This is a genomic window from Paracoccus aestuariivivens, from assembly GCF_009711225.1.
Taxonomy (GTDB): Bacteria; Pseudomonadota; Alphaproteobacteria; order Rhodobacterales; family Rhodobacteraceae; genus Paracoccus; species Paracoccus aestuariivivens.
The window spans coordinates 73396-97470 of sequence record NZ_WMIE01000005.1; the positions used below are offsets into that span (position 1 = coordinate 73396).

Annotated in this window: 24 protein-coding genes; 16 read left to right on the forward strand and 8 right to left on the reverse strand. The window is 62.2% G+C overall.

Annotated features, from left to right (window positions below; genetic code table 11):
- The first annotated feature begins 251 nt into the window (after nucleotides 1–251).
- Nucleotides 252–815 (forward strand): elongation factor P, encoded by a 564-nt coding sequence (efp, locus tag GL286_RS10585; protein WP_155095538.1) that lies wholly within the window; start codon nucleotides 252–254, stop codon nucleotides 813–815.
- A gap of 126 nt (nucleotides 816–941) precedes the next feature.
- A complete protein-coding gene (locus GL286_RS10590) occupies nucleotides 942–1241 on the forward strand; it encodes a GNAT family N-acetyltransferase (RefSeq protein WP_155095539.1) in 300 nt (99 codons plus the stop codon).
- Here GL286_RS10590 and GL286_RS10595 read toward each other — a convergent pair whose 3' ends face one another.
- The gene (locus GL286_RS10595; RefSeq protein WP_170295140.1) at nucleotides 1242–2147 is read right to left on the reverse strand and encodes a LysR family transcriptional regulator; all 906 of its coding nucleotides are present in this window, start codon (nucleotides 2145–2147) and stop codon (nucleotides 1242–1244) included. It lies immediately after the preceding gene.
- Nucleotides 2148–2463: 316 nt separating this feature from the next.
- Here GL286_RS10595 and chvE point away from each other — a divergent pair, with 316 nt between their 5' ends.
- From chvE to ltnD, 14 genes are all read left to right on the forward strand, one after another.
- On the forward strand, nucleotides 2464–3528 hold the full coding sequence (gene chvE, locus GL286_RS10600; RefSeq protein ID WP_155095541.1) for a multiple monosaccharide ABC transporter substrate-binding protein: 1065 nt from the start codon (nucleotides 2464–2466) through the stop codon (nucleotides 3526–3528).
- 76 nt (nucleotides 3529–3604) lie between these two features.
- Complete coding sequence (mmsA, locus tag GL286_RS10605; RefSeq protein WP_155095542.1) at nucleotides 3605–5179, forward strand: multiple monosaccharide ABC transporter ATP-binding protein; 1575 nt, start codon at nucleotides 3605–3607, stop codon at nucleotides 5177–5179.
- The gene (gene mmsB, locus GL286_RS10610; RefSeq protein ID WP_155095543.1) at nucleotides 5172–6356 is read left to right on the forward strand and encodes a multiple monosaccharide ABC transporter permease; all 1185 of its coding nucleotides are present in this window, start codon (nucleotides 5172–5174) and stop codon (nucleotides 6354–6356) included. The genes mmsA and mmsB overlap by 8 nt, the downstream gene beginning before the upstream one ends.
- On the forward strand, nucleotides 6356–8098 hold the full coding sequence (gene araD, locus GL286_RS10615) for an L-arabinonate dehydratase (protein WP_155095544.1): 1743 nt from the start codon (nucleotides 6356–6358) through the stop codon (nucleotides 8096–8098). Before mmsB ends, araD begins: the two co-directional genes overlap by 1 nt.
- Nucleotides 8085–9017: a Gfo/Idh/MocA family oxidoreductase gene (locus GL286_RS10620; RefSeq protein ID WP_170295141.1), complete on the forward strand. Its 933-nt coding sequence runs from the start codon at nucleotides 8085–8087 to the stop codon at nucleotides 9015–9017. Before araD ends, GL286_RS10620 begins: the two co-directional genes overlap by 14 nt.
- On the forward strand, nucleotides 9011–9913 hold the full coding sequence (locus tag GL286_RS10625; protein WP_155095545.1) for a 2-dehydro-3-deoxygalactonokinase: 903 nt from the start codon (nucleotides 9011–9013) through the stop codon (nucleotides 9911–9913). Before GL286_RS10620 ends, GL286_RS10625 begins: the two co-directional genes overlap by 7 nt.
- Nucleotides 9910–10506, forward strand: coding sequence for a 2-dehydro-3-deoxy-6-phosphogalactonate aldolase (locus GL286_RS10630; protein WP_155095546.1), 597 nt, complete (start codon nucleotides 9910–9912; stop codon nucleotides 10504–10506). The genes GL286_RS10625 and GL286_RS10630 overlap by 4 nt, the downstream gene beginning before the upstream one ends.
- Complete coding sequence (locus GL286_RS10635) at nucleotides 10503–11348, forward strand: SMP-30/gluconolactonase/LRE family protein (RefSeq protein ID WP_155095547.1); 846 nt, start codon at nucleotides 10503–10505, stop codon at nucleotides 11346–11348. The genes GL286_RS10630 and GL286_RS10635 overlap by 4 nt, the downstream gene beginning before the upstream one ends.
- The gene (locus tag GL286_RS10640; RefSeq protein ID WP_155095548.1) at nucleotides 11345–12355 is read left to right on the forward strand and encodes an aldose epimerase family protein; all 1011 of its coding nucleotides are present in this window, start codon (nucleotides 11345–11347) and stop codon (nucleotides 12353–12355) included. The genes GL286_RS10635 and GL286_RS10640 overlap by 4 nt, the downstream gene beginning before the upstream one ends.
- Before the next feature lie 45 nt (nucleotides 12356–12400).
- Nucleotides 12401–13156, forward strand: a complete 756-nt coding sequence (locus tag GL286_RS10645) for a GntR family transcriptional regulator (RefSeq protein ID WP_155095549.1) — start codon at nucleotides 12401–12403, stop codon at nucleotides 13154–13156.
- A gap of 101 nt (nucleotides 13157–13257) precedes the next feature.
- Nucleotides 13258–14232 (forward strand): tripartite tricarboxylate transporter substrate binding protein, encoded by a 975-nt coding sequence (locus GL286_RS10650; RefSeq protein WP_155095550.1) that lies wholly within the window; start codon nucleotides 13258–13260, stop codon nucleotides 14230–14232.
- Nucleotides 14233–14293: 61 nt separating this feature from the next.
- A complete protein-coding gene (locus tag GL286_RS10655; RefSeq protein WP_155095551.1) occupies nucleotides 14294–14767 on the forward strand; it encodes a tripartite tricarboxylate transporter TctB family protein in 474 nt (157 codons plus the stop codon).
- Nucleotides 14768–14777: 10 nt separating this feature from the next.
- Nucleotides 14778–16271, forward strand: a complete 1494-nt coding sequence (locus GL286_RS10660; protein ID WP_155095552.1) for a tripartite tricarboxylate transporter permease — start codon at nucleotides 14778–14780, stop codon at nucleotides 16269–16271.
- Entirely contained in the window at nucleotides 16268–17170 is a 903-nt protein-coding gene (ltnD, locus tag GL286_RS10665) for an L-threonate dehydrogenase (RefSeq protein ID WP_155095553.1), read from the forward strand. Before GL286_RS10660 ends, ltnD begins: the two co-directional genes overlap by 4 nt.
- 46 nt (nucleotides 17171–17216) lie before the next feature.
- Here the strand turns inward: ltnD and GL286_RS10670 are convergent, their stop codons facing one another.
- Genes GL286_RS10670 through GL286_RS10700 form a run of 7 tightly spaced genes read right to left on the reverse strand, consistent with a single transcriptional unit; the run spans nucleotide 17217 to nucleotide 23976 of the window.
- Nucleotides 17217–17972 (reverse strand): hydroxypyruvate isomerase family protein, encoded by a 756-nt coding sequence (locus tag GL286_RS10670; RefSeq protein ID WP_155095554.1) that lies wholly within the window; start codon nucleotides 17970–17972, stop codon nucleotides 17217–17219.
- Nucleotides 17973–18023: 51 nt separating this feature from the next.
- On the reverse strand, nucleotides 18024–18866 hold the full coding sequence (locus GL286_RS10675) for an ureidoglycolate lyase (protein ID WP_155095555.1): 843 nt from the start codon (nucleotides 18864–18866) through the stop codon (nucleotides 18024–18026).
- Nucleotides 18863–19804 (reverse strand): DMT family transporter, encoded by a 942-nt coding sequence (locus GL286_RS10680; protein ID WP_155095556.1) that lies wholly within the window; start codon nucleotides 19802–19804, stop codon nucleotides 18863–18865. Before GL286_RS10680 ends, GL286_RS10675 begins: the two co-directional genes overlap by 4 nt.
- A gap of 3 nt (nucleotides 19805–19807) precedes the next feature.
- Nucleotides 19808–20470: a GntR family transcriptional regulator gene (locus GL286_RS10685; protein ID WP_246184916.1), complete on the reverse strand. Its 663-nt coding sequence runs from the start codon at nucleotides 20468–20470 to the stop codon at nucleotides 19808–19810.
- An 11-nt stretch (nucleotides 20471–20481) separates the two neighbouring features.
- On the reverse strand, nucleotides 20482–21423 hold the full coding sequence (locus tag GL286_RS10690; protein WP_155095558.1) for a 2-hydroxyacid dehydrogenase: 942 nt from the start codon (nucleotides 21421–21423) through the stop codon (nucleotides 20482–20484).
- A gap of 12 nt (nucleotides 21424–21435) precedes the next feature.
- The gene (locus GL286_RS10695; RefSeq protein ID WP_170295142.1) at nucleotides 21436–22170 is read right to left on the reverse strand and encodes an SDR family NAD(P)-dependent oxidoreductase; all 735 of its coding nucleotides are present in this window, start codon (nucleotides 22168–22170) and stop codon (nucleotides 21436–21438) included.
- A 24-nt stretch (nucleotides 22171–22194) separates the two neighbouring features.
- Nucleotides 22195–23976 carry an IlvD/Edd family dehydratase gene (locus tag GL286_RS10700; protein ID WP_155095559.1) on the reverse strand — a complete coding sequence of 594 codons (1782 nt, stop codon included), beginning with the start codon at nucleotides 23974–23976 and terminating at the stop codon, nucleotides 22195–22197.
- Between the last annotated feature and the right edge of the window lie 99 nt (nucleotides 23977–24075).

The following is a 24075-nucleotide window of genomic DNA, read 5'->3' on the forward strand; positions in this document are numbered from 1 at the left end:
GCTTACCCGATTCCGCCGTTGATTCGGTATGCCTCCACCTACATGACAGCCATGCGCCTTATGCAAACCCAAGCGAACTCGACCGTAGCTTGAGCTTGATAAAGCTTTCACGACACCCGGAAACGTCCAGCAACCCTTGACAACGCCGAAAAGACGATTTGGTTGCGACCGAACGCGCTCATGGATATAGGAGCGCGAAGTCGCGGTTCAAGGTAAGGAACGCGCGCGAATTTCTCATAAGGTAGCCTCGCATGGCCAAGATCAACGGCAACGAAATTAAGCCTGGCTTCGTGCTGGAACACGACGGTGGCCTGTGGGCCGCCGTGAAAGTGAACCACGTCAAGCCGGGCAAGGGCGGTGCGTTTGCTCAGGTTGAGATGAAAAACCTGCGCGACGGTCGCAAGCTGAACGAACGCTTCCGTTCGGAAGACAAGGTCGAGCGCGTCCAACTGGACAACAAGGACCAGCAATTCCTGTACGAAACCGATGGCAAGCTGGTCTTCATGGACAGCGAAACCTTCGAGCAGACCGAACTTGACGCCGACCTGCTGGGCGATCGCCGCCCCTTCCTGCAGGACGGCATGACCGCCACCGTCGAATATTACGGCGACGAGGCTTTGTCGGTCCGCATCCCGCAGAAAGTCGTCTGCAAGGTTGTCGAGACCGAGCCGGTCCTGAACGGCCAGACCGCCTCGAAAAGCTTCAAACCGGCGATTCTGGACAATGGCATCCGCGTCATGATCCCGCCATTCGTCGATGCTGACGAAAGCATCATCGTGAACACCGAGCTTTTCGAATATTCGGAACGCGCCTGATCACGGGGCGCCGGGATCAAACCGGCGCCACCTGCCCGAATTTGCGCCAGTCGTGTTGATTTGACCATTTCTGGTGGACCCCGTCGCATGATGCCGCGTTACAGTTGCGCATCACGGGAGAAGCCAATGGCGCAGCCTTCGATTCGTATCGCACATGAGGATTTCGGCAGTTCCGGACGCTACGTCGCCTCGCTGCCGGGGACCGAGGCCGAAGCAGAATTGACGTGGAAATCAGGCGGTCCGGGCGTCATCGTCGCCGACCACACCTATGCACCGGATTCCCTGCGCGGCAGCGGCGCGGCCATGGCCCTTGTCCAACGCCTGATTGACGATTCACGCAAGCGCGGGGTGCAGATCATTCCCGCCTGTACCTATGTCCGCGCCCAGTTCGAGCGTCACCCCGAATGGGCCGAATTGCGCGCCTGACTAGGTGCTGCGCTGCCGGATCTGCTCCTTCAGCACATTCATGAACAGCTGCGCCGAAGGCGTCGGCACGCGGTCCTTGATCGTCACGATGGAATGCGGCTCGACGGCCAATCCCGGCATGACGTGCAGTTCGGTCACGGGATTTTCCTTGCCGATCCCGAACAGCCTCGCCGCGGCCGTCGATATGACCGCCGCGGCCTGCGAGCGCATGACGAAGGCAAAGGACAACATCAGCGATCCCGTCGAGATCACGGTGCTGGGCGGAGGCAAACCGCGTTCGATCAGGTACCGATCAACCGTGCCGCGCAACATGCTGCCGGTGGGCTGCATCACCCAGTCATATTCCAGGCAATCTTCCAGCGTGCAATCCGGCATAAGGGCCAGCGGGTGATCGCGCCGGACCACCAAGGACAAGGGCTCGGACCCGATCGGCGTCAGCTGGAACTGGCTCGGATCGATTCCGTCGGGCACACGACCCAGATACAGGTCGAGATGGCCCATCAGAAGCTCTGAAGCCAGCCTGTCGCTGGAGGTCACGTCTATCCTGATCCGCAAATCGGGCTCGGACTGTTCAAGACTGCGCACAACCGGCAGGACCAACTCCAGCGAAGGACCGGTGACCGAGCCCAGACGCACCGAACCGACGCTGCCACGGCTGATGTCGCGCACCTCACGCCCCGCAAGGTCCAGATCGCGCAGCATGGATCGTGCCCGTTCAGCCAGTCGTTGACCGGCCAAAGTCAGACTGACTCCGCGGCTATGACGCTGCGTCAACTGGGCTCCGACGATGCGTTCCAGATCGCCCAACAGCCGCGAGGCCGCCGGTTGCGTGATGTTCAGGATCGATGCTGCAAGACTAAGCTGCCCGCTGCGCTCGACCGCAACCAGCAATGCCAGTTGCCTCATTTTTATTCCCTTTGAGACCAGTTCGTCACCAAGATCACGCGTCGATCGCATTCACCGCCCGTATGTTCATTTCGATGTTAGCGCTAAGATATACCATAAACGGTATATCTTCACTCAGAAACCGAAATTGACGCCCGTCCCTGCCCCAAGATAGCTTACGCGTCAGGCAAGCGGGCTGAATTCCGCTGCCGCGGTGATCAAACTCGGGAAAGACCCGAGAGACCCGCAACGTCGGGGGGATGCACCGGAAGATTGCCATAAGGGCGCTCACAAAAAAGCGCCTTCTTCTGTCGTGCCCATATACGGGGAGGATACTATGTTCACTTTCAAGAAACTCGCTCTTGCGGCTGCCTCGGTCGCTGCGCTTTCGGTGCCGAGCTTCGCTCTTGCTGAAGGCATGGTCGGCATCTCGATGCCTACGAAAACCTCGGCGCGCTGGATCGCGGACGGCGACAACATGGTCAAGCAGTTCCAGGACGCCGGCTACCAGACCGACCTGCAATATGCGGATGACGACATCCCGAACCAGCTGGCCCAGATCGAAAACATGATCACCAAGGGCGTGAACGTTCTGGTCATCGCCGCCATCGACGGCACCACGCTGTCGAACGCGCTGGCAAACGCCAAAGCCGCCGACATCAAGGTCATCGCCTATGACCGCCTGATCCGCGACACCGGCGACATCGACTATTACGCGACCTTCGACAACTTCAAGGTCGGCGTCGAGCAAGCCAACACGCTGGTCGAAGGCCTGAAAACCAAGTTCCCGGACGTGAAGCCGTGGAACGTCGAACTGTTCGGCGGCAGCCCGGACGACAACAACGCCTTCTTCTTCTATGACGGCGCGATGTCGGTGCTGCAGCCGCTGATCGACGACGGCTCGATCGCGATCCCGTCGGGTCAGCAAGGCATGGACAAGGTCGGCACGCTGCGCTGGGATCCGGCAACCGCTCAGGCGCGCATGGATAACATCCTGTCGGCCAATTACACCGACAAGCATGTGAACGGCGTTCTGTCGCCCTATGACGGGCTGTCGATCGGTATCCTTTCCTCGTTGAAAGGCATCGGTTACGGTTCGGGCGATATGCCGATGCCGGTCGTGTCGGGTCAGGATGCAGAACTGCAATCGGTCAAGTCGATCCTGGCTGGCGAGCAGTATTCGACCATCTTCAAGGACACCCGCGAGCTGGCCAAAGTCACCGTCGGCATGGTCGATGCGATGATCAAAGGCGAAGAGCCCAAAGTCAACGACACCGAGACCTACAACAACGGCGTCAAGGTCGTTCCGTCCTTCCTGCTTGAGCCGGTTCCGGTGACCGAGAAAAACCTGAAAGACGTTCTGGTCGGTTCGGGTTACTATACCGAAGACCAACTGAAGTAATCCGATCAACCCGCGCCGCCGCAGGGGACCGATCCCCTGCGGCGGCGTATTCCGTAGCCAGGGGCACAAGGTAACTATGGACGCCATTCTGGAAATGCGGGGAATTACCAAGGAATTCCCCGGGGTCAAAGCCCTCGACAACGTCAACATGGTGGTCAAACCCGGCGAGATCCGCGCACTTTGCGGCGAGAACGGCGCCGGCAAATCCACCCTGATGAAGGTGCTTTCGGGCGTCTACCCGCATGGCTCCTATGACGGCGAAATCCTGTACAAGGGCAAGCCGATGGCGTTCAGGAAGATCGCCGACAGCGAGCATGAGGGCATCGTCATCATCCACCAGGAGCTTGCTCTGGTGCCGCATATGTCGATCGCCGAGAATATCTTTCTGGGCAACGAGATCGCCAAGAACGGCGTGATCGACCGCCACGAAACCAACCGCCGCACCGCCGAACTGCTGGCCAAGGTCGGTCTGCGCGAAAGCCCCGAGACCAAGGTCGGCGAACTGGGCATGGGCAAGCAGCAGCTGATCGAGATCGCCAAGGCGCTGTCGAAAAAGGTGGAACTGCTGATCCTTGACGAGCCGACCTCGTCCCTGAACGAACATGACAGCGCGGCGCTGCTGCGCCTGCTCGCGAGTTTCCGCGAACAGGGCATGACCGCCATCATGATCTCGCACAAGCTCAATGAAATTTCGGAAATCTGCGACAGTATCACCGTGCTGCGGGACGGCGCGACCGTCTCGCACCATTCGGGCATGGTGCCGGAAAGCCAGATCATCAAGGACATGGTCGGCCGCTCGATGGACGACCGTTACCCGCCGCGCGAGCCGAAAATCGGCGACGTCATCATGAAGGTCCGCGACTGGACTGTGGCCGAAGAGGGTGGCGATGGCCGCCTGCTGGTCAACAATGCCAATTTCGATCTGAAGCAGGGCGAGGTTCTGGGCATTGCCGGTCTGATGGGCGCTGGCCGCACCGAACTGGCGATGAGCCTGTTCGGGCGTTCGGTCGGCATCTTCAAGAACGGCACCGTCACGATCCACGGCAAGAGCGTGGATGTAAGCACCGTCTCGAAAGCGATCAAAGCCGGCCTTGCCTATGTGACCGAGGACCGCAAATCGCTGGGCCTGATTCTTGAGGATTCGATCCGCCGCAACATCCCGCTGGCGAACCTGCCCGGCGTTGCGAAAAACGGCATCATCGACCGCCATAAGGAAGGCAAGATCGCGCAGGACTACCGCAAGGCAATCAACATCCGCGCGCCGAACATCGATCAGGCGACGATGAACCTGTCGGGCGGCAACCAGCAAAAGGTCGTGCTGGCCAAATGGCTTTTCTCAGAGCCCGAAATCCTGATCCTTGATGAGCCGACCCGCGGCATCGACGTGGGCGCGAAATACGAGATCTATACCATCATCCGCGACCTTGCTGCCGCGGGTAAGTCCATCATCGTGATTTCTTCCGAGATGCCCGAACTTCTGGGCATCACTGACCGCGTTATCGTGATGAACGAGGGTCGTCTGGTGGGCGAGATGCCCACCGCGCAGGCGACCCAGGAACGCATCATGTCGGTCATCATCAAGTCGGGCCATGACCTGACCGAGGAAGACATCACCCCCGAAGAGATCGAGGCAGAGACCGCCCATGTCTGATACCACAACCGATCGCGGCAGCGACACGTTCGGCTTCATCCGCCGCAACATCCGCCAATACGGCATCCTTTTCGCGCTTGTCGTCATCATGGCCTTCTTCCAGGTCGTGACCGGCGGCATCCTGTTCCGCCCGGTCAACCTGACGAACCTGTTCCTGCAAAACAGCCACATCGTCATCATGGCGGTGGGGATGCTCTTGATCATCGTCGCGGGCCATATCGACCTGTCGGTCGGCTCGGTCGCGGCCTTTGTCGGAGCGCTGGCGGCGATCATGATCGTCAAAATGGGCCTTCCGGTTCCGCTGGTCGTGGTCCTGAGCCTTGTCGCCGGTGCCATTATCGGCGCGATTCAGGGCTATTGGATCGCCTATTGGAAGATCCCGTCCTTTATCGTCACGCTGGCTGGGATGCTTGTCTTCCGCGGCTTGACCATGTGGGCGCTGCAAGGCCAGTCGATCGGCCCCTTCCCCAAAGACTTCCAGATGATCGCCTCGGGCTTCATCCCGGACCTCTTCGGGGTGGGCAAGCCGAACGTGCTGTCGCTGGTTCTGGGCTGGGCTGCCGCGCTGGTGATCCTGTGGATTCAGATCCGCAACCGCAAACGCGAAGAAGCCGTCGGCATCGCCGATGAGCCTTTCGCCTTCTTCGTCGGCAAGAACGCCCTGATCTTTGTCGCTCTGGCATGGATGACTTGGGCGCTGGCGAACTTCCGTGGCCTGCCGAACGTCTTCATCGTCATGGCGGTTCTGGTCGCGCTTTACGCCTTCATCTCGGAACGCACGACGCTCGGTCGCCGCATCTATGCCATCGGCGGCAATGAGAAAGCGGCGAAACTGTCGGGCATCAATGTCGAGCGCATCACCTTCCTGACCTTCGTCAATATGGGCATGCTCGCGGCACTGGCTGGCATGGTCGTCTCGGCCCGTCTGAACTCGGCCACGCCGAAAGCGGGCGTTGGCTTTGAACTCGACGTGATTGCGGCAGTCTTCATCGGCGGCGCATCCATGTCGGGCGGCGTCGGCACCGTGGTCGGCGCGATCATCGGCGCTTTCATCATGGGCGTCATGAACAACGGCATGTCGATCCTTGGCATCGGCATCGACTATCAACAGGTCATCAAGGGCCTCGTCCTTATGGCCGCCGTCATCTTTGACGTCTCGAACAAGCGAAAATCCTAATGACCTTCAAACCTGCAGAATGGCCCCGCAAACTCCGCTCGCAGCACTGGTACGGCGGCAACTCGCGTGACACGATCTATCACCGTGGCTGGCTGAAGAACCAAGGCTACCCGCATGACCTGTTCGACGGACGCCCGGTTATCGGCATCCTGAACACCTGGTCGGACCTGACGCCTTGCAACGGCCACCTGCGGGAACTGGCTGAGAAGGTCAAAGCCGGGATCTGGGAGGCCGGTGGCTTCCCGGTCGAGGTTCCGGTCTTCTCGGCATCGGAAAACACCTTCCGCCCGACCGCGATGATGTATCGCAACCTCGCCGCCATGGCGGTCGAGGAAGCGATGCGCGGCCAGCCGATCGACGGTGCCGTCCTTATGGTCGGCTGCGACAAGACCACGCCTTCGCTGCTGATGGCCGCAGCCTCGACCGACATTCCGTCGATCGTCGTCACCGGCGGTCCGATGCTGAACGGCTGGTTCCGTGGCGAGCGTATCGGCTCGGGCACCCATCTGTGGAAATTCTCGGAGGCCGTGAAGGCTGGCGAGATGACGCAGGACGAGTTCCTTGAGGCCGAGCAGGCGATGAGCCGTTCCTCGGGCACCTGCAACACCATGGGCACCGCCTCGACGATGGCGTCGATGGCGGAAGCCCTTGGCATGGCGCTGTCGGGCAATGCCGCGATCCCGGCGGTCGATAGCCGTCGCCGCGTGATGGCGCAGATGACCGGTCGCCGCATCGTGCAGATGGTCAAGGACGACCTGAAGCCCAGCGACATCATGACCAAGGAAGCCTTCGAGAACGCGATCCGCTGCAATGGCGCGATTGGCGGCTCGACCAATGCCGTGGTCCACCTGCTGGCCATGGCGGGCCGTACGGGTGTCGAACTGACGCTGGACGACTGGGACCGCTGCGGTCGCGACGTGGCGACCATCGTGAACCTGATGCCGTCGGGCAAATACCTGATGGAAGAGTTCTTCTATGCCGGTGGCCTGCCCGTCGTGCTGAAGCATCTGGGCGAAGCGGGTCTGCTGCATAAGAACGCGCTGACCGTTTCCGGCGACACGATCTGGGATGAGGTCAAGGACGCCAAGAACTGGAACGAAGACGTCATCCTGCCGGTCGAGAAAGCCTTGACCCAACAGGGCGGCATCGCGGTCCTCAAGGGCAACCTCGCGCCGCTGGGCGCGGTGCTGAAGCCCTCGGCCGCCTCGCCCCATCTGATGCAGCACCGTGGCCGCGCCGTGGTCTTCGAGGATATCGACGACTACAAGGCCCGGATCAATGATGACGCGCTCGACATCGACGAGACCTGCATCATGGTCATGAAGAACTGCGGTCCCAAGGGCTATCCGGGCATGGCCGAGGTCGGCAATATGGGCCTGCCGCCCAAAGTGCTGAAAAAAGGCATCACCGATATGGTGCGCATTTCCGATGCGCGCATGTCGGGCACGGCTTACGGCACGGTTGTCCTGCACACCTCGCCCGAAGCCGCGCGCGGTGGCCCGCTGGCCATTGTCCGCTCGGGCGACTGGATCGAGCTGGACGTGCCGAACCGCCGTCTGCATCTGGACCTGTCGGATGAGGAAATCGCCGCCCGTCTGGCCGAGTGGAAAAACCCGGTCGAGCCGCCGGCCTCGGGCTATGCCCGCATGTTCCATGAGCATGTCGAGGGTGCCGATACCGGGGCCGATTTCGACTTCCTGAAAGGTTGCCGCGGAAGCGAGGTGGGACGTGACAGCCACTGATCTCGCCATTATCGGCTTCGGCAAGATTGCCCGCGAACAGCACCGCCCTGCGTTGGAGGCCTCATCGGCCTTCAACTTCGCGGCCACGGTCGATCCGTTCAACACGGCCGAGGGCATCTCCTCCTACAAGGACGTGACGACTTTCCTGGCCGAGCGCCCGGAAGTCGGCGCGGTCGCGCTTTGCACGCCGCCGCAGGTCCGCTTCGCGGTCGCACGCGAGGCGCTGCTGGCCGGTCGCCACGTGTTGCTGGAAAAGCCGCCGGGAACCACCGTGTCCGAGGTGATGACGCTTCAGCGCATCGCCAAGGAACAGGGCAAGACGCTCTTCACCGCATGGCACAGCCAGTTCGCCCCCGGCATCCCCGGCGCGCGGGACTGGCTTGCCAGCCGCAAGATCACGGCGATCACCGTGACTTGGCGCGAGGATGTCCGGCGCTGGCATCCCGGTCAGGACTGGATCTTTGCCCCCGGCGGAACCGGCGTCTTCGATCCGGGCATCAACGCCTATTCGATCCTGACCTATATCCTGCCGATCGGTCTTTACACGACCGAGGCCGCGCTGGAATTCCCCGAAAACCGCGACACGCCGATCGCCGCTCAGCTGAAAATGCTGACCGAAGAAGGCGCTCCGGTCGATCTGGATTTCGATTTCCGCGAGACCGGCGTGCAGACCTGGGACATGCGGATCGAGACCGATCGCGGTGTGATGGAGCTCTCGCAAGGCGGCGCGACCATCACCGCGGACGGTGTCGTTCTGTCCGAGCAAGGCGCGCTGGCGGGCGAATATGACCGCATCTATGCCCGCTTCGCTGAACTCATCGCGACAGGCGAAAGCGATGTCGACGTGGCTCCGTTCCGCCATGTCGCCGATGCGATGATGCTGGGCCGCCGCGTCCGGACGGACGCCTTCGAATGGTAAGGCCGGACTGGATCGCAGTCGATTGGGGCACCACCCGGCTGCGCGTCTGGGCCATGCAAGGGTCCGAGGTGCTGGAGAACCGCTCCTCGGACAAAGGCATGGGCAGCCTGTCGCGTGACGGATTCGAGCCTGCCCTGCTGGAACTGGTCGAGGATTGGCTGGGCGACCAACCGATCCCGATCATCGCCTGCGGCATGGTCGGCGCGCGCACCGGCTGGGCCGAGGCCGAATACCGCCACACCCCCTGCACACCGCTTGATCCCCAACGCGCGACACGCCCGCAGGTCAACGATCCCCGTCTGGACGTGCATATCCTGCCCGGCCTTTCACAGATCGACCCGCCCGACGTTCTGCGCGGCGAGGAAACCCAGATTGCGGGCTTTCTGGCCCAAAATCCCGATTTCGAAGGCACGCTGTGCTTGCCGGGAACCCATTGCAAATGGGTCATCATCACCGACGGCCGCGTCGAGGGCTTCCACACCTTCATGACCGGCGAGGTTTATGCCTTGCTTTCGCGCCAGTCGGTCCTGCGCCTGACGATCGGTGACGCCAAGCCGGATCGGGTCAGTTTCCTTGAGGCATCGGCGCAGGCCGCGACGAATGCCGATATGGCGGCAGCGGGACTGTTTCCCTTGCGGGCTGCCGCGCTGTTGAACGGACTGACGCCGGAACAAGGCGCGGGTCGCCTGTCCGGTCTGCTGATCGGATCCGAGCTGGCTTCGGCCCATCCGCTTTGGCACGGACGCCGCGTCGTGATAATTGGCGCGCCGGAACTCTCGTCTCTTTACGCTGGGGCCTTGACGCAGGCGGGCGCTGATGCACATCAGTTGGACGGGGGGGAACTTGTCCTTTCCGGACTGACCGCTGCCGCTACTGCCCTGACGAGGAACACATGACCCAGCCCATCATCGCCATTCTGCGCGGCCTGACTCCGGCCGATGCCCTCGACGTTGGCCAGGCCCTGATCGATTCCGGCATCGACCGGATCGAAGTGCCGCTGAACTCGCCCGATCCGCTGGAAAGCATCCGGCTGATGTCCACAAGCTTCGCAGGTCAGGCTATCATCGGGGCTGGAACCGTGCTCACGGTCGAGGATGTGGCGCGCGTCGCCGACGCGGGCGGACGGATGATCGTCTCGCCGAACACAAATCCTGAAGTGATCCGCGAAACCCGTCGCCGCGGGCTGGAATCCTATCCCGGGGTGTTTACGGCGACCGAGTGTTTCGCCGCAATTCAGGCAGGCGCGACGGGGCTGAAGCTGTTCCCTGCCGATCAGGCCGGACTGGGTACGCTCAGGGCCTTGCGGGCGGTGCTTCCCAAAGACATCTCAGTTTATGCCGTTGGCGGCGTCGGACCCAGCAATTTTGCCGATTGGTTCGCGGCAGGCGCTCAGGGCTTCGGTATCGGCTCGTCGCTTTACAAACCCGGCGACAGCGCCGAGGTCGTGGCCAAACGCGCCCGCGAAATGGTCGCCGCCTTGCCAGCATGAGATATACGCTTTTCGATCCGCGCCCTTGCCTTCTAGGCGAAGGCGCGTTCTGGCACCCCGAGCGGCAACAGGCCTTCTGGTTCGATATTCTGGGCCGCCGGATGCTCAGCCGCAAAGACGGGCGCGAACTGGCTTGGCATTTTGACGAGCGCGTCTCGGCGGCGGGCTGGATCGATCACAACAACCTGCTGATCGCCAGCGAAACGGCGTTGTTCCGTTTTGACCTGCGCGATGGCAGCCAGCAGCATCTGGTCGCGCTCGAGGCTGACCGTTCCGACACCCGCTCGAATGACGGCCGCGCCGATCCGCATGGCGGGTTCTGGATCGGGACAATGGCCGTCGATGCAAGCCACGGACAGGGCGCGATCTATCGCTACTATCGTGGCGAGTTGCGCAAGCTGCACGCGAACGTCTCGATCTCGAACGCGATCTGCTTCTCGGTCGATGGTCGTCTGGGCTATTATGCCGATACCGCCGAACAGACCGTCTGGGTGCAGGATCTGGACGAAAACGGCTGGCCCACCGGCGAGCCGCGAGTCTTTCTGGATCTGCGCGGCACCGATGAATATCCCGACGGAGCCGTTACCGATTCCAAGGGCAATTTCTGGAACGCCCGCTGGGGAACCGGCCGTCTGGTCTGCCACGCGCCCGACGGACGGCTGCTGGATCAGATCGAGGTGCCCTCGAAACAGACCACCTGCCCCGCGTTCTTCGGCGAAAAGCTGGACCGCATCCTGCTGACCAGTGCCGCCGTCGATCTGGGTGGCGCGCAGGATGGCCGGACATGGCTGGTCTTGCCCGGCAATGCCAAAGGCCGCCCCGAGCCCAAGGTCATCCTATGACCCGCGAAGAATTCGGCACGCTGCCCGACGGCCAAAAGGTCGAACGGATCACGATCAGCGCACATGGCCTGACCTTGTCGTTGTTGACACTTGGCGCGTCGGTTCAGGATCTTCGGCTTGACGGCGTGGACCATCCGCTGGTTTTGGGCTTCCCCACTCTTGCACCCTATCTGGACGAAGGCCGCTACTTCGGCGCGATCGTCGGGCGCTGTGCCAACCGCGTCGCGCGGGGCGAGGCGCTTGTCGAAGGCAAAATCCTGACGCTGGACCGCAACGAACGCGACCTGACCATGCTGCATGGCGGCTCGGACGGGACCGGTGTTCGGAACTGGGCCGTTGGCGAGATCACGGAAGACGCCGTGGCCCTGTCCGACTATCTGCCCGACGGCCATATGGGGTTTCCGGGCGCGATGCTGGTCCATGTCCGGTATCGCCTGCTGCCCGACGCGACCCTGCAGATCGATATGCTTGTCACCGCAAGCGAGACCACGGTCTGCAACTTCGCCCAGCATACCTATTTCAATCTGGACGGCAGCCACAGCATCGCGGACCACCGCCTGACCGTTCTGGCCGAAAGCTATCTGCCGGTCGATGCCGATCTGATCCCGCTTGGACCAACGGCACCGGTTCAGGGCTCGCATCTGGACTTCCGCACGGCCACCCGTCTTGGTGATCGTCTGGACGGCCCGCTGATCGATCATAACCTGTGCGTCGCGGACCGGAAGCAGACGCTGCCACAGCCTGTCGCCACGCTTGAGGCTGGCGATCTGCGTCTTCGGATCGCCTCGACCGAGCCGGGATTGCAGGTCTATGCCGCCGATCACATGCGCCCCGGCGCGATCGGAACTGGAGGTATGCCCTATGGCCAACATGCGGGGATTGCACTGGAATCGCAGCTTTGGCCCGATGCCGTTCACAATCCCGGCTATCCCTCTGCGATACTTCCGCTTGGCCAACTCTACCGCCAGTCCACAATCCTGAGTTTCACCCACAAAACAAAGAGTTGACGCAACGGCATGCTTGGATCGAAATGGGAGGTGAGGAGGACAACCATGGCCACCCCCAACCCCGAGTCTGATCACGCGCGGCCGAATTCCGGACATGCAACCGACCAACCCGCCGCCGTGCAGATGTATGGCGTGCTACGCAAGCGCATCATCTCGGGAGAATTGATGCCGGGACTCCGGCTGTCGGAACAGGAAATCGCGGATCAGTACGACCTGTCGCGCCAGCCCATCCGCGAAGCCTTCATCCGGTTGACCGGTGACGGGCTGATCGAGGTTCGTCCCCAGCGTGGCACCTATGTCTCGCGGATCGATATGGATTGGGTGATGGGTACACGCTTCATCCGCGAATCCGTCGAGGCCGATATCGTCCGGCTGGCCGCCCGACTGGCCCAACCGCAGCAGATCGTGGCGCTGAACGGGATCCTCGAGCGGCAGCAATTGATCGCGCAGGGTGATGCCGCCGCATTGGTGACGCTGGACGAGGAGTTCCATTACTCGCTGGCCGCCATCGCGGGACAGACCGTCGTGTGGCGACATCTGCAGGGGCTTAAGATGCATCTCGACCGCGTGCGCCATCTGGTTTCGGCAATCTCGCCCAAGGATATCATGCTGGATCAACATCGCGCCGTTGTCGATGCCATCGCGGCGGGCGATCCGGATCAGGCCGAAAAGGCGATGCGCCTGCATCTGCGCCGCGTCTTTGGCGACCTGCCCGCGATCATGCAGCTTTCGCCGCAATATTTCGACAAGGCCGACCAATTGGCAGCGCGTATGCATTACGATCCGTCGATCAACGCCTGAATTGCGGGCAATCCCTACAGCACCGTTGACAATGTATACGTCTGTATTGATCCTTCTCCCCGGAGGAATGGCACAGCATCGTGCCACAAGGGAGGAAATTTATGGACCGCAGAACCGTTCTGCCGCTGCTTGCGGCTACGCTGACGCTTGGCCACTGGGCCGCCCCGGCACTCGCCGAATATCCTGAACGCCCGATCGAAATGATCGTCCCTTGGGGCGCGGGCGGTGGAACAGATGCCGTTGGCCGGATCTTCGGACAGATCCTGCAAGAGGAACTCGGCAAGCCGGTGAACGTGGTGAACCGAACCGGTGGCTCAGGCGTCGTCGGCCATAGCGCCATCGCCAAGGCCAAGCCCGATGGCTACACCATCGGCGTCATGACGATCGAGATCGACATGATGCATTGGCAGGGGCTGACCGACCTGACCTACAAGGATTTCGACATTCTGGCGCTGGTCAATGCCGATCCCGGCGGGATCATGGTTTCGGCGGACGCGCCGTGGAAAGATGCCGCCGCGTTGCGCGATACGATCAAAGCCGACCCTGCCGGAACCGTAAAGGCATCGGGCACCGGACAAGGTGGCATCTGGCACCTGAACTTGCTGGGTTGGCTCATGTCCGAAGGCATTCCGGTCGAGGCAGTTCCCTTCGTTCCCAGCCAAGGCGCAGCCGCAGGTCTGACCGACATGGTCGCCGGAGGGGTACAGATGGTGCCGTCCTCGCTGGCGGAAGGCCGTTCGCTGATCGACGCGACCCGCGTGCGCGCGCTGGCCAGCATGTCGGACGAACGTCAGGCGATGTTCCCCGACGTTCCGACCCTGAAGGAAGCGACCGGCTCGGACTGGAAGCTTTCGGTCTGGCGCGCCATTGCCGCGCCCAAGGACATGCCCCCCGAAGCGCGCGAAAAGCTGACTGCCGCAATCGAGAAGGCATATAACAGCGAATCCTATCAGAACTTCATGAAGGAACGCGGCTTCGGCCTGCGTTGGGCCGCATCCGAGGAAGCAACCGCTTTGGTTGCCGCCGATGACGCGAGCCTAGGCGAAGTCATGAAGAAAGCCGGTCTGGCAAAGTGATGACAAAGGCCGCGGGGGCAATCCTGCGGCCTTCTTCGTCAATGTCGAAGGAGGAACCGGCATGAGACTCGGAGACCGCGCGCTAGGCGCGCTGACATTGCTGGGGGCTGTGGCGCTGTTCCTCGCCTCGCGGCAATTTTCGCCCTTACCGGGACAAAAATACGGGGCGGAAACCCTGCCATTGGCTATTTCGGGCCTGACTGCCATCGTCGGAATCTGGCTGATTCTGCAAGGGCTTGCCACCGAACGCGGCGCACCGCTGGCCGACGTGGTCGAATGGGCGCGCGAACCGGCAGCTTGGGGCCGGATTGCCGCCACCATCGGTTTGATCGCTGCCTATATCCTTATGTCGGATTGGATGGGCTTCACATTGGCAAGCCTTGTTCTGGTTTTTGCGCTGATGCTTCTGACCGGAACAAAGCCTCTGCCCGCGCTGGTCGTCTCGGTCGCGGCGGTCCTTGTCGTGCAATTCGCCTTCGGCAAGCTCCTGATGGTGCCGCTGCCGCGCGGCGAAATCCTGTCCCTGCCGTGGTGAGGTCCGACATATGAGCGTTCTCGCCCAATCCTTCGCCATGGTCTTCGATCCGCAAGTGCTGATGGTCATGGTCCTGTCCGGTGCCTTTGGCCTGTTCGTCGGAGCCATTCCCGGCCTGACGGCGACCATGGCCACCGCGCTTCTGGTCCCGATCACCTTCTTCATGGAGCCGATCGCCGCCATCGCCTCGATCGTCACCGCCTCGGCCATGGCAATCTTTTCCGGCGACATCCCCGGCGCGTTGCTTCGCATCCCGGGCACACCCGCCTCGGCAGCCTACGTCGATGACGCGTATCGCATGACGCGCGATGGCCGTGGCAATGAAGCGCTTGGCGCGCTGCTGGTCTTTTCCGTCATCGGAGGCGTCTTCGGAACGATAGTCCTTATCCTCGCCTCACCGATCCTTGCGGAAATCGCGCTGAAATTCTCGTCTTTCGAGTATTTCTGGCTGGTCTTGCTGGGTCTTTCCGCTGCGATCTTCGTCTCTCCCGGATCGGTCCCGCGCGGACTGGTCGCGCTGGTGATCGGGCTGGTCGCGGCCTGCGTCGGCATGGACAACCCGACCGCCGAGCCACGCTTCACATTCGGCAATGTCGATCTTCTGGGGGGCATCTCGTTCATTCCGGCGATGATCGGGCTTTTCGCGCTGGCCGAGGTGCTGCGCTATCTGGTGCGCGGCCATAAAACGGGCGCACCGCTTCGCCCTTCGACCAAGGGCCTGCTGAAAAGCCAATTGCCCGTGATCCGCCGCTACCCCAAGCAGATGCTGCGCGGCAATGTCACCGGTACGCTGATCGGCGCATTGCCCGGTGCAGGAGCCGATATCGCGGCATGGATATCCTATGCGATGTCGAAGCGCTTCTCGCGCGAACCCGAAAAATTCGGCAAGGGCCATGTCGAGGGTTTGGTCGAGGCAGGCGCTTCCAACAATGCCGCCGTCAGCGGAGCATGGATTCCGGCGCTGGTCTTTGGCATCCCCGGCGACTCGATCACCGCCATCGTCATCGGCGTGCTTTACATCAAGGGCATGAATCCGGGGCCGACGATCTTCATCAATCAGGCCGAACTGATCAACGCGCTGTTCATCGTCTTCCTGCTGGCGAACCTGCTGATGATCCCGCTGGGCTGGCTCGCGATCCGCGCCGCGACGACGATCCTTGCCGTGCCGCAAAAGATCCTGATGCCGATCATCACGCTTTTCTGCATGGTCGGTGCCTTCGCGATCACCAACTCGGTCTTCGGCATCATCCTGATGCTGTGCTTCGGCATCATCGGCTTCCTGATGGAGGAAAACGACATCCCCATTGCGCCCGCAATCCTTGGCCTCGTGCTTGGCCCGTTGCTGGAACAGCATTTCATCACCTCGATGATCAAGGCCGATGGACATCTGATGGCCTTCTTTGATCGACCCATTGCCGCGGGCCTTGGCATCTTTACCATCCTTGTCTGGTGCGCCCCGCTGATCCGCCGCGCCATCCTGCGCCGGAAGGAGGCCGTGACATGACCCTGACCTGCGCAGTTATCGGCCTTGGCTCGATGGGGATCGGAGCGGCCCTGTCACTGGCGCGCGCCGGATTTCCGGTACGCGGCGTCGACCTGAACCCCAGCCCTGTGGCAGAGCTTACCGCCGCAGGGGGGCAGGCCGCCGCAAGTCCTGCCGAGGCCGCACGCGGTGCGGATGCCATATTCGTCTATGTCGTCAATGCGTCGCAAACGCGCACGGTGCTGTTCGGCGCGGATGGCACTATCAGCACCGCCGTTCCCGGAACCGTCTTTGTGCTGTGCCCCACCATGCAACCCGACGATGCCGTCGCCATTGCTTCGGACCTTATGAGTGCCGGCATGCTCGTCATAGACGCGCCGGTTTCGGGCGGAGCCACAAAGGCTCAGGCAGGCCAGATCAGCATCATGGCGTCCGGCCCGCCGCAAGCTTTCGACCGCATCCAGCCTGCCCTTGACGCCATCGCAGCGCGCGTCTTCCGCTTAGGAGACGACGCCGGCGCCGGTAGCCGGATGAAGCTGATCAACCAGCTTCTGGCTGGCGTCCACATCGCCGCAATGGCCGAAGCGATGGTCCTTGCAGCGAAATCCGGCCTTGATCTGGCGACGGTGCAGGACGTCATCACCGAATGCGCCGGAAACAGCTGGATGTTCGAGAACCGCGGACCACAAGTCGTCTCGGGCGACTATACGCCGTTCTCGGCGGTCGATATTTTCGTCAAGGATCTTGGAATCGTCACTGACGCGGCCCGTGCCTTGGGTAGTCCGGTGCCGCTGGCCGAAAGCTCGCTTCAACTGTACCAAGCCGCGTCCGATGCGGGCCTTGGTCGTGAAGCCGACGCAGCCATCGCCAAGATCCTTGCCACTCGCGCGGGCGCGACCCTGCCAACGCGCGAGGGCTGATCGTCATTTCCCGAAATACCAAAGCCCGTGCCGACAAGGCACGGGATCAGATCGCCCGTAACTCTGGCAACCAGCCCAGACTGTCGCCGGTCGGCCCGACGGGCTTGTACTCTGCCCCGACAGGTCTGACCCAGCCCAGATCCCGCAAGACCTTGCAGATGTGGCGGTGATCCAACTCGCCATGATCCGGCGTCCCGCGATCCGGAACCGAGGCGAATTGCACATGCCCGATCACCGGCATCATGCGCTGCAAACGTCGGGTCAGGTCACCATCCATGATCTGCAAATGGTAGCAGTCAAACATCAGTTTCAGGTTCGGATGGCCCGCCCGCCCGATCAAACGCATGGCCTGATCCGAATGCGACAGGAAATAACCCGGCGCATCGCGGTTATTCAGCGGCTCGATCAGGATGGTCAGTTCAGGTGCAGTTTTACAAGCGTAGTCCAGATTGGCCAGAAATACGACCTCGGCCGCGTCGCCTTGGGCGATACCCGCCATGACGTGAACCGCCTTGCAGCCGATGGCACGGGCATAGGCGATGGCGCGGTCGATCTCGGCGCGCGCCTCGGCCTCACGGCCGGGGATTGCGGAAAGGCCGTTCTCGCCGGGTTGGCCGCGATGGGTATTCAGCCCCAGCATTGCAAGCCCCGTCTCGGCCAAGGCGGCAGCGATTGCCTCGGGCGCATATTCATAGGGCCAATGGCATTCCACGGCGTCAAAACCGGCGGCGGCAGCGGCGCGGATCGCGTCAGGCAAGGCTAGATCGGTCCACAAAAAGCCAAGATTGGCTGAAAACTGCATCTTTTCCCCCGAAAGACAAAGCGGCGGGGTCACCCCCGCCGCCCGAATGCGTCAGGCGCGACGCACCTTTTGGGACTGCTCGCCCAGACCCTCGATGCCCAGACGGATCGTCTCGCCACCTTTCAGATAGACTTGGGGATTCTGCCCCATGCCCACACCCGGAGGTGTGCCCGTGGTGATCACGTCGCCCGGCATCAGCGTCATCAGTTTCGAGCAATAGGAAACCAGCTTCGCCACGCCAAAGATCATGGTCTTGGTCGAGCCGTCCTGATAGCGCTTGCCATCGACCTCGAGCCACATGGACAGGTTGCCTGCGTCCGGAACCTCGTCACGAGTGACCACATAGGGACCGATCGGACCGAAGGTGTCGAACCCCTTGCCCTTGTCCCATGTCGCGCCGCGCTCGAGTTGCCATTCACGCTCCGAGACATCGTTGACGACGCAGTAACCGGCGACGTGTTCCAGAGCCTCGGCCTCGGAGACGCTGCGCGCGGTCTTGCCGATGACGATGCCAAGTTCGACTTCCCAGTCGGTCTTGTTCGAGCCTTCGGGAATGACGACATCGTCATTCGGGCCGACGATGCAGCTGGTCCATTTGTTGAACACCACCGGCTCGGCGGGAACCGGCATACCGCTTTCAGCGGCGTGGTCGGCATAGTTCAGGCCAATGGCGATGAACTTGCGCACGTGACCGACGCAGGCGCCAAGGCGGGGCGAGCCCTGAACCACGGGCAGCGAAGCCACGTCCAGCGCCGCGAGTTTCGCCTGCCCCTCGGGGGTCAGCACGTCATCGGCGATATCGGCCACATGGCCCGACAGGTCGCGAATCTGGCCTTCTGCATCCAGCAGGCCCGGCTTTTCCTGGCCCTCGGGGCCATAGCGCAAAAGCTTCATCTCTCCTCCTTCTTCTTTGGTTTGGAATGTGACTGTTCTGAAGAAACCGCGATTGCGGAACCCCGTATTGCGGCAATTCTCTTTCTTCGCCCCGACAGCCAAAGCAGCGCACCACCGGCGATGATGACCACTGCGCCAAGCAGTGTCGAGGCCCCCGGTACCTGACCGAAGACCAGATATCCGGCGATCGAGGCAAAAAGCAGTTGCAGATAGACGACTGGCGCCAGAACCGAGGCATCCGCGATCCGGTGCGCCAGCGTGACAAGGCTATGCGACATGCCCCCGACCACGCCAATCAGGCACATCAATCCGACGATCAGCCAGCTATGTGGCTCTTGCCATTGCATCAGGGCGAAGGGGGCAAGGCAAAGCGCGGCCAGACCGCTGGACCAGACCTGCTGCGCGGCGGTCGATTCCGCCGCCAGCTTGCGGCTGAAGATGAAATAGAACGAGGTGCAGACGCAGGCCGTCAACGAGAACAGGATCGCAGGGTGGAAATCGGCCTGCCACGGCGCAACGACGATCAAAACCCCGACAAAGCCCAGCATGATCGCGACGAACTGCATCGGGCTGACGCGCTCTCCCAGCATGGGGACGGCCAGCAGGGTGGTCAGGACCGGACCAGCGAACATGATCGCGGTGACCGTGGTCAAAGGCAGATGGCTTAGCCCGACAAAGTTGAAGGCCGTGCTGCCCAGAAGTGAAAGCGAGCGCAGGATCTGCAGCTTCGGATTGATCGAGCGCAACGCCGAAAGGCCCTGTTTCGGCAACACCGCAGCCAATGTGATCACGAGATGCCCGAGGTAGCGCACGAAAGCCACCTGCATCAGCGCAAGCCCTGATCCCAGCAGGAACTTTGCCGTCGTGTCCTGAACGGCGAACAGCATCACCGCGCCGGTCATCAGCAAAAGGCCCGTCAGGTTGCCGCCATTCTTCATATGCTAGTCCTGCCCGCCTTCGGCTTCTTCGTGGAAGTGATGCTCGATATTTGCGATCATGGCATGAAGGTGGGCGGCGATCTCGGCCTTGATGGCCGAGACGTCACGGGCGGCCAATGCGGCATGGATGGCCTTGTGCTGGGCCAATACCCGATCACGGGTCAGACGACGACGCGCCGACAGATAGCGCGCCCGCCACAGCCGCGCCATGTAGGCACCATGGGTTTCGGCCAGCGACGCATTATGCGACGCCGCAACGATGGCCGAGTGGAACTGCATGTCCAGTTCGAACACATCCAGCGTATCGGCCTCGCCATAGATCACTTCGATCCGGTCCTTGAGCGCGCCGATCCGGTCAACCTCGGCGTCGGTCGCATTCTCGCAGGCAAGTTCTCCCGACAACATTTCCAGCGCATGCAGCACGCGGATTTGGTCGATGATCTCGGACAGCGACGGATCGGCGACGATGGGACTGCGCAAAGGCCGAAGCTGCACCAGCCCCTCTTTGGCCAGAATGCGGATCGCCTCGCGCATGGGAGTGCGCGAGACGCCCTGCCGCTCGGCATTGTCGCGTTCCTTGATCGTCGCGCCCGGCGGCAGGTTGCCGCGCAGGATCTCGCGGCGCAGCTCGTAGGCGATGGCCTCGGCCAAACTATCCTCGGTCATCGCCCTGCTCATCAGTTGACCGGCGTGACCAGCGGCTGGCCGGCCAGATGCGCACGGACATTCTGGCGTTGCAGATCGCCCATCGCCGCGCGGGTCTCGACCGTGGCCGAGCCGACATGCGGAAGGATCGTCGCGTTGGGCAAAGCCATGAACCGCGCGTCAACCGAGGGCTCGTTGCGGAACACGTCCAGACCCGCGCCGCGCAGGCGGCCTTGTTCAAGCGCGTCCAGCATCGCGGCCTCGTCGATGACCGAGCCGCGGGCGATGTTCACGATGATTCCGTCCTGCCCCAGCGCGTCGATCACCGCAGCCGAAACGAAGCCTTCGGTTTCCGGCCCGCCGACCACGGCGATGACCAGATCATCGACAGCCCGCGCCAGTTCGACCGGATCGGAGTGATAGGTCCAGCCCTCGGGGGCCTCCTTGCGGCTGCGCGACTGGTAATGGATCTCGCATTTGAAGGCGGCCAGACGGTCGGCGATCTCGCGCCCGATGCGGCCCATGCCCAGCACGCCGACCTTGCGGCCCGACATCTTGCGCGCCAAAGGATAAGCACCTTCGACCGGCCATTTCCCGTCCCGCATCCAAGCTTCCGAGGCGGTCAACTTGCGCGATTCCATGATCAGCAGGGCCACCGCCAGATCGGCCACATCGTCGTTCAGCACATTGGGCGTATTCGTGACCTTGATGCCGCGCGCCGAGGCATCGGCCACGTTGATCGCGTCATAACCGACGCCGAAATTGGCGATCAGTTTCAGGTCGGGCAGCAGGTCCATCACCGCGCCGTCCAACGGGTGGTGCCCCTTATAGGCCAGTGCCGAGACTCCGGCCCGATCCGCCACGGTCAGTTCGGCGATGCGGGACAGCTCGGACATGGGCGCTGCATCGAACTCACGCGACAACGCATCCACATCGGTTTCAGAATATTGGCCAACGGCCAGAACCTTGTTCATCAGGTCGTCCTCTTATCCGCGCCCGATATAGGGCATATTGGTCGCCATCACGGTCAGCCATTGCACATTCGCGCCCTCGGGCATCGAGGCCATATGCAGGACCGACTCGGCCACGGTTCCCGCATCGATCACCGGCTCGATCCTGGTCGAGCCATCAGCCTGCGGCACGCCCTTGGTCATCGCCACCGCCATGTCGGTCAGGGCATTGCCGATATCGACCTGACCGCAGGCGATGTTAAAGGGCCGCCCGTCCAGCGACAGCGTGCGGGTCAGTCCGGTCACCGCATGTTTCGACACGGTATAGGGAACCGAGCCCGGACGCGGCACATCCGCCGAAATCGAGCCATTGTTGATGATACGGCCCCCCATCGGGTCCTGATTGCGCATCTGGCGGAATGCCGCGCGAGCCGACAGGAACATTCCGGTGATGTTCACATCGGTTACACGCCGCCAGTCGGCGACCGAAATCTCGTCGATCAGGGTCGAGGGCAGCACCGCGCCCGCATTGTTGAACAGGACATCCAGTCGCCCCCAGGTCTGGGCAACCTTGGCGAAAGCGGCATCCACCGCAGCCTCGTCCGTGACGTCGCAAGGCAGGATCAGGGCGTTCGGGTTGTCCTCGGCAGTCTCGGCCAAGGCGTCCTCACGCCTGCCGATCAGACCGACCTTCCAGCCCTCGATCAGGAAACGGCGGGCTGTAACGCGACCCACGCCGCTGCCACCGCCGGTAATCAGGATATTCTTCACGAGTCTCTCCTCCCTCGCTAGCCGTCAGTGGTTGTCGCGCGGCATGGTCTGCCGCACGCGCTGATAGGCCGTCGCCAGCTCAAGACAGCCGCCTTGCGCGAGCTGGCCGACCTCCTTGCGGTAGATCTCTTCCCACGGGGTCTGGCATTCCAGAACCGGCGGGGTCCACGCATCCTTGCGGGCCTGCCATTCGGCGGGATCGACCAGAGCATCCATGTGGCCTGCGTTCAGGTCCAGCCGCACCCAATCACCGGTCTGCAGATAGGCCAGACCGCCGCCCACGACCGACTCGGGCGAGGCGTTCAGGATCGACGGGCTTTCCGAGGTGCCCGATTGCCGCCCGTCGCCCACCGTCGGCAGGTGGTTGATGCCCTGTTTCAGCAGCGCATCCGGCGGCTGCATGTTCACCACCTCGGCGCTGCCGGGGTAACCTACGCAACCGACATTGCGGATGAACAGGATGCAATGTTCGTCGATACCCAAGGCAGGATCGTTGATCCGGTCGTGGTAATCCTCGGGGCCTTCGAAGACCACCGCGCGCGCCTCGTGGACGCCCTCATTGCCCGGCTCGGACAGGAAGCGCTGCCGGAAATCCTTGGAGATCACGCTGGTCTTCATCAGCGCCGAATCGAACAGGTTGCCGGTCAGCACGATGAAGCCCGCATTCTCGCGCAGCGGATCGTCATAGGGACGGATCACAGCGCGGTCCTGACTTTCCCAGCCGGTCAGGTTCTGGCCCATGGTCTGACCCGAGACGGTCATCGCCTTCTCATGCAGGCGACCGGCCTTTTTCAACTCACCCATCACTGCCGGAACACCGCCCGCATGGAAGAAGCTTTCCCCCAGATATTCGCCCGCAGGCTGCATGTTGACCAGCAGCGGCACATCGAAGCCGACCTTCTGCCAATCGGTCACGTCCAGTTCGACGCCAGCATGGCGGGCAATGGCCTGCAGATGCGGCGGCGCGTTGGTCGAACCCCCGATGGCCGCGTTGACGATGATAGCGTTTTCAAAGGCTTCGCGGGTCATCACATCGCTGGGCTTGATATTTTCATAGACCATTTCGACGATGCGTTTTCCGGTCTGATAGGCCATGTTCATCCGCTCGCGGAAGGGCGCGGGAATGGCCGAGCAGCCGGTCAGCGACATGCCAAGCGCCTCGGCCATGGCGTTCATCGTGCTGGCCGTGCCCATGGTGTTGCAATGGCCCAGCGACGGGGCCGAGGCGCAGACGCGCGACATGAACTCGTCATAGTCGATCTTGCCTTCCGACAGCAGACGCCGGCTTTCCCAGACGACCGTACCGGACCCTGCGCGCTTGCCCTTCCACCAGCCATCCAGCATCGGCCCGCCATTCAGCGTGATCGCCGGAATATCGACCGTTGCCGCGCCCATCAGCATGGCAGGCGTGGTCTTGTCGCAGCCGGTGGTCAGCACGACGCCGTCCAATGGATAGCCATGCAGCACCTCGACCAGACCCAGATAGGCAAGGTTGCGATCCAGTGCCGCGGTCGGACGCTTGCCGGTTTCCTGAATTGGATGGACCGGAAACTCCATCGGGATACCGCCACCGTCACGGATGCCTGCTTTGATCCGGTCCATCAGGAAAACGTGGATCTTGTTGCAGGGGGCCAGATCGCTGCCGGTTTGTGCGATACCGATGATCGGGCGGGCCGATTGCAGTTCTTCGCGGGTGAACTGCTGGTTCAGGTAGCGCTCGATATACAGGGCGGTCATGCCGGGATTGTTCGGGTTGTCGAACCATTCCTGAGACCTGAAACGCTTGTTTGCTTTGGTATTTTCCATGGCTGGCACCGCCTTTCAGCAACTCGCTTGCAAGCTTGGTATACCAAAAATTTCCGAGGTAAAAGGGGCCAGCTTGCGCCGGAGCAGAAATGGTATACC

Coding starts and splice junctions, on each gene's coding strand:
- efp (WP_155095538.1), top strand. CDS start 252: ATGGCCAAGATCAACGGCAACGAAATTAAGCCTGGCTTCGTGCTGGAA.
- GL286_RS10590 (WP_155095539.1), top strand. CDS start 942: ATGGCGCAGCCTTCGATTCGTATCGCACATGAGGATTTCGGCAGTTCC.
- GL286_RS10595 (WP_170295140.1), bottom strand. CDS start 2,147: ATGAGGCAACTGGCATTGCTGGTTGCGGTCGAGCGCAGCGGGCAGCTT.
- chvE (WP_155095541.1), top strand. CDS start 2,464: ATGTTCACTTTCAAGAAACTCGCTCTTGCGGCTGCCTCGGTCGCTGCG.
- mmsA (WP_155095542.1), top strand. CDS start 3,605: ATGGACGCCATTCTGGAAATGCGGGGAATTACCAAGGAATTCCCCGGG.
- mmsB (WP_155095543.1), top strand. CDS start 5,172: ATGTCTGATACCACAACCGATCGCGGCAGCGACACGTTCGGCTTCATC.
- araD (WP_155095544.1), top strand. CDS start 6,356: ATGACCTTCAAACCTGCAGAATGGCCCCGCAAACTCCGCTCGCAGCAC.
- GL286_RS10625 (WP_155095545.1), top strand. CDS start 9,011: ATGGTAAGGCCGGACTGGATCGCAGTCGATTGGGGCACCACCCGGCTG.
- GL286_RS10630 (WP_155095546.1), top strand. CDS start 9,910: ATGACCCAGCCCATCATCGCCATTCTGCGCGGCCTGACTCCGGCCGAT.
- GL286_RS10635 (WP_155095547.1), top strand. CDS start 10,503: ATGAGATATACGCTTTTCGATCCGCGCCCTTGCCTTCTAGGCGAAGGC.
- GL286_RS10640 (WP_155095548.1), top strand. CDS start 11,345: ATGACCCGCGAAGAATTCGGCACGCTGCCCGACGGCCAAAAGGTCGAA.
- GL286_RS10645 (WP_155095549.1), top strand. CDS start 12,401: ATGGCCACCCCCAACCCCGAGTCTGATCACGCGCGGCCGAATTCCGGA.
- GL286_RS10650 (WP_155095550.1), top strand. CDS start 13,258: ATGGACCGCAGAACCGTTCTGCCGCTGCTTGCGGCTACGCTGACGCTT.
- GL286_RS10655 (WP_155095551.1), top strand. CDS start 14,294: ATGAGACTCGGAGACCGCGCGCTAGGCGCGCTGACATTGCTGGGGGCT.
- GL286_RS10660 (WP_155095552.1), top strand. CDS start 14,778: ATGAGCGTTCTCGCCCAATCCTTCGCCATGGTCTTCGATCCGCAAGTG.
- ltnD (WP_155095553.1), top strand. CDS start 16,268: ATGACCCTGACCTGCGCAGTTATCGGCCTTGGCTCGATGGGGATCGGA.
- GL286_RS10670 (WP_155095554.1), bottom strand. CDS start 17,972: ATGCAGTTTTCAGCCAATCTTGGCTTTTTGTGGACCGATCTAGCCTTG.
- GL286_RS10675 (WP_155095555.1), bottom strand. CDS start 18,866: ATGAAGCTTTTGCGCTATGGCCCCGAGGGCCAGGAAAAGCCGGGCCTG.
- GL286_RS10680 (WP_155095556.1), bottom strand. CDS start 19,804: ATGAAGAATGGCGGCAACCTGACGGGCCTTTTGCTGATGACCGGCGCG.
- GL286_RS10685 (WP_246184916.1), bottom strand. CDS start 20,470: ATGACCGAGGATAGTTTGGCCGAGGCCATCGCCTACGAGCTGCGCCGC.
- GL286_RS10690 (WP_155095558.1), bottom strand. CDS start 21,423: ATGAACAAGGTTCTGGCCGTTGGCCAATATTCTGAAACCGATGTGGAT.
- GL286_RS10700 (WP_155095559.1), bottom strand. CDS start 23,976: ATGGAAAATACCAAAGCAAACAAGCGTTTCAGGTCTCAGGAATGGTTC.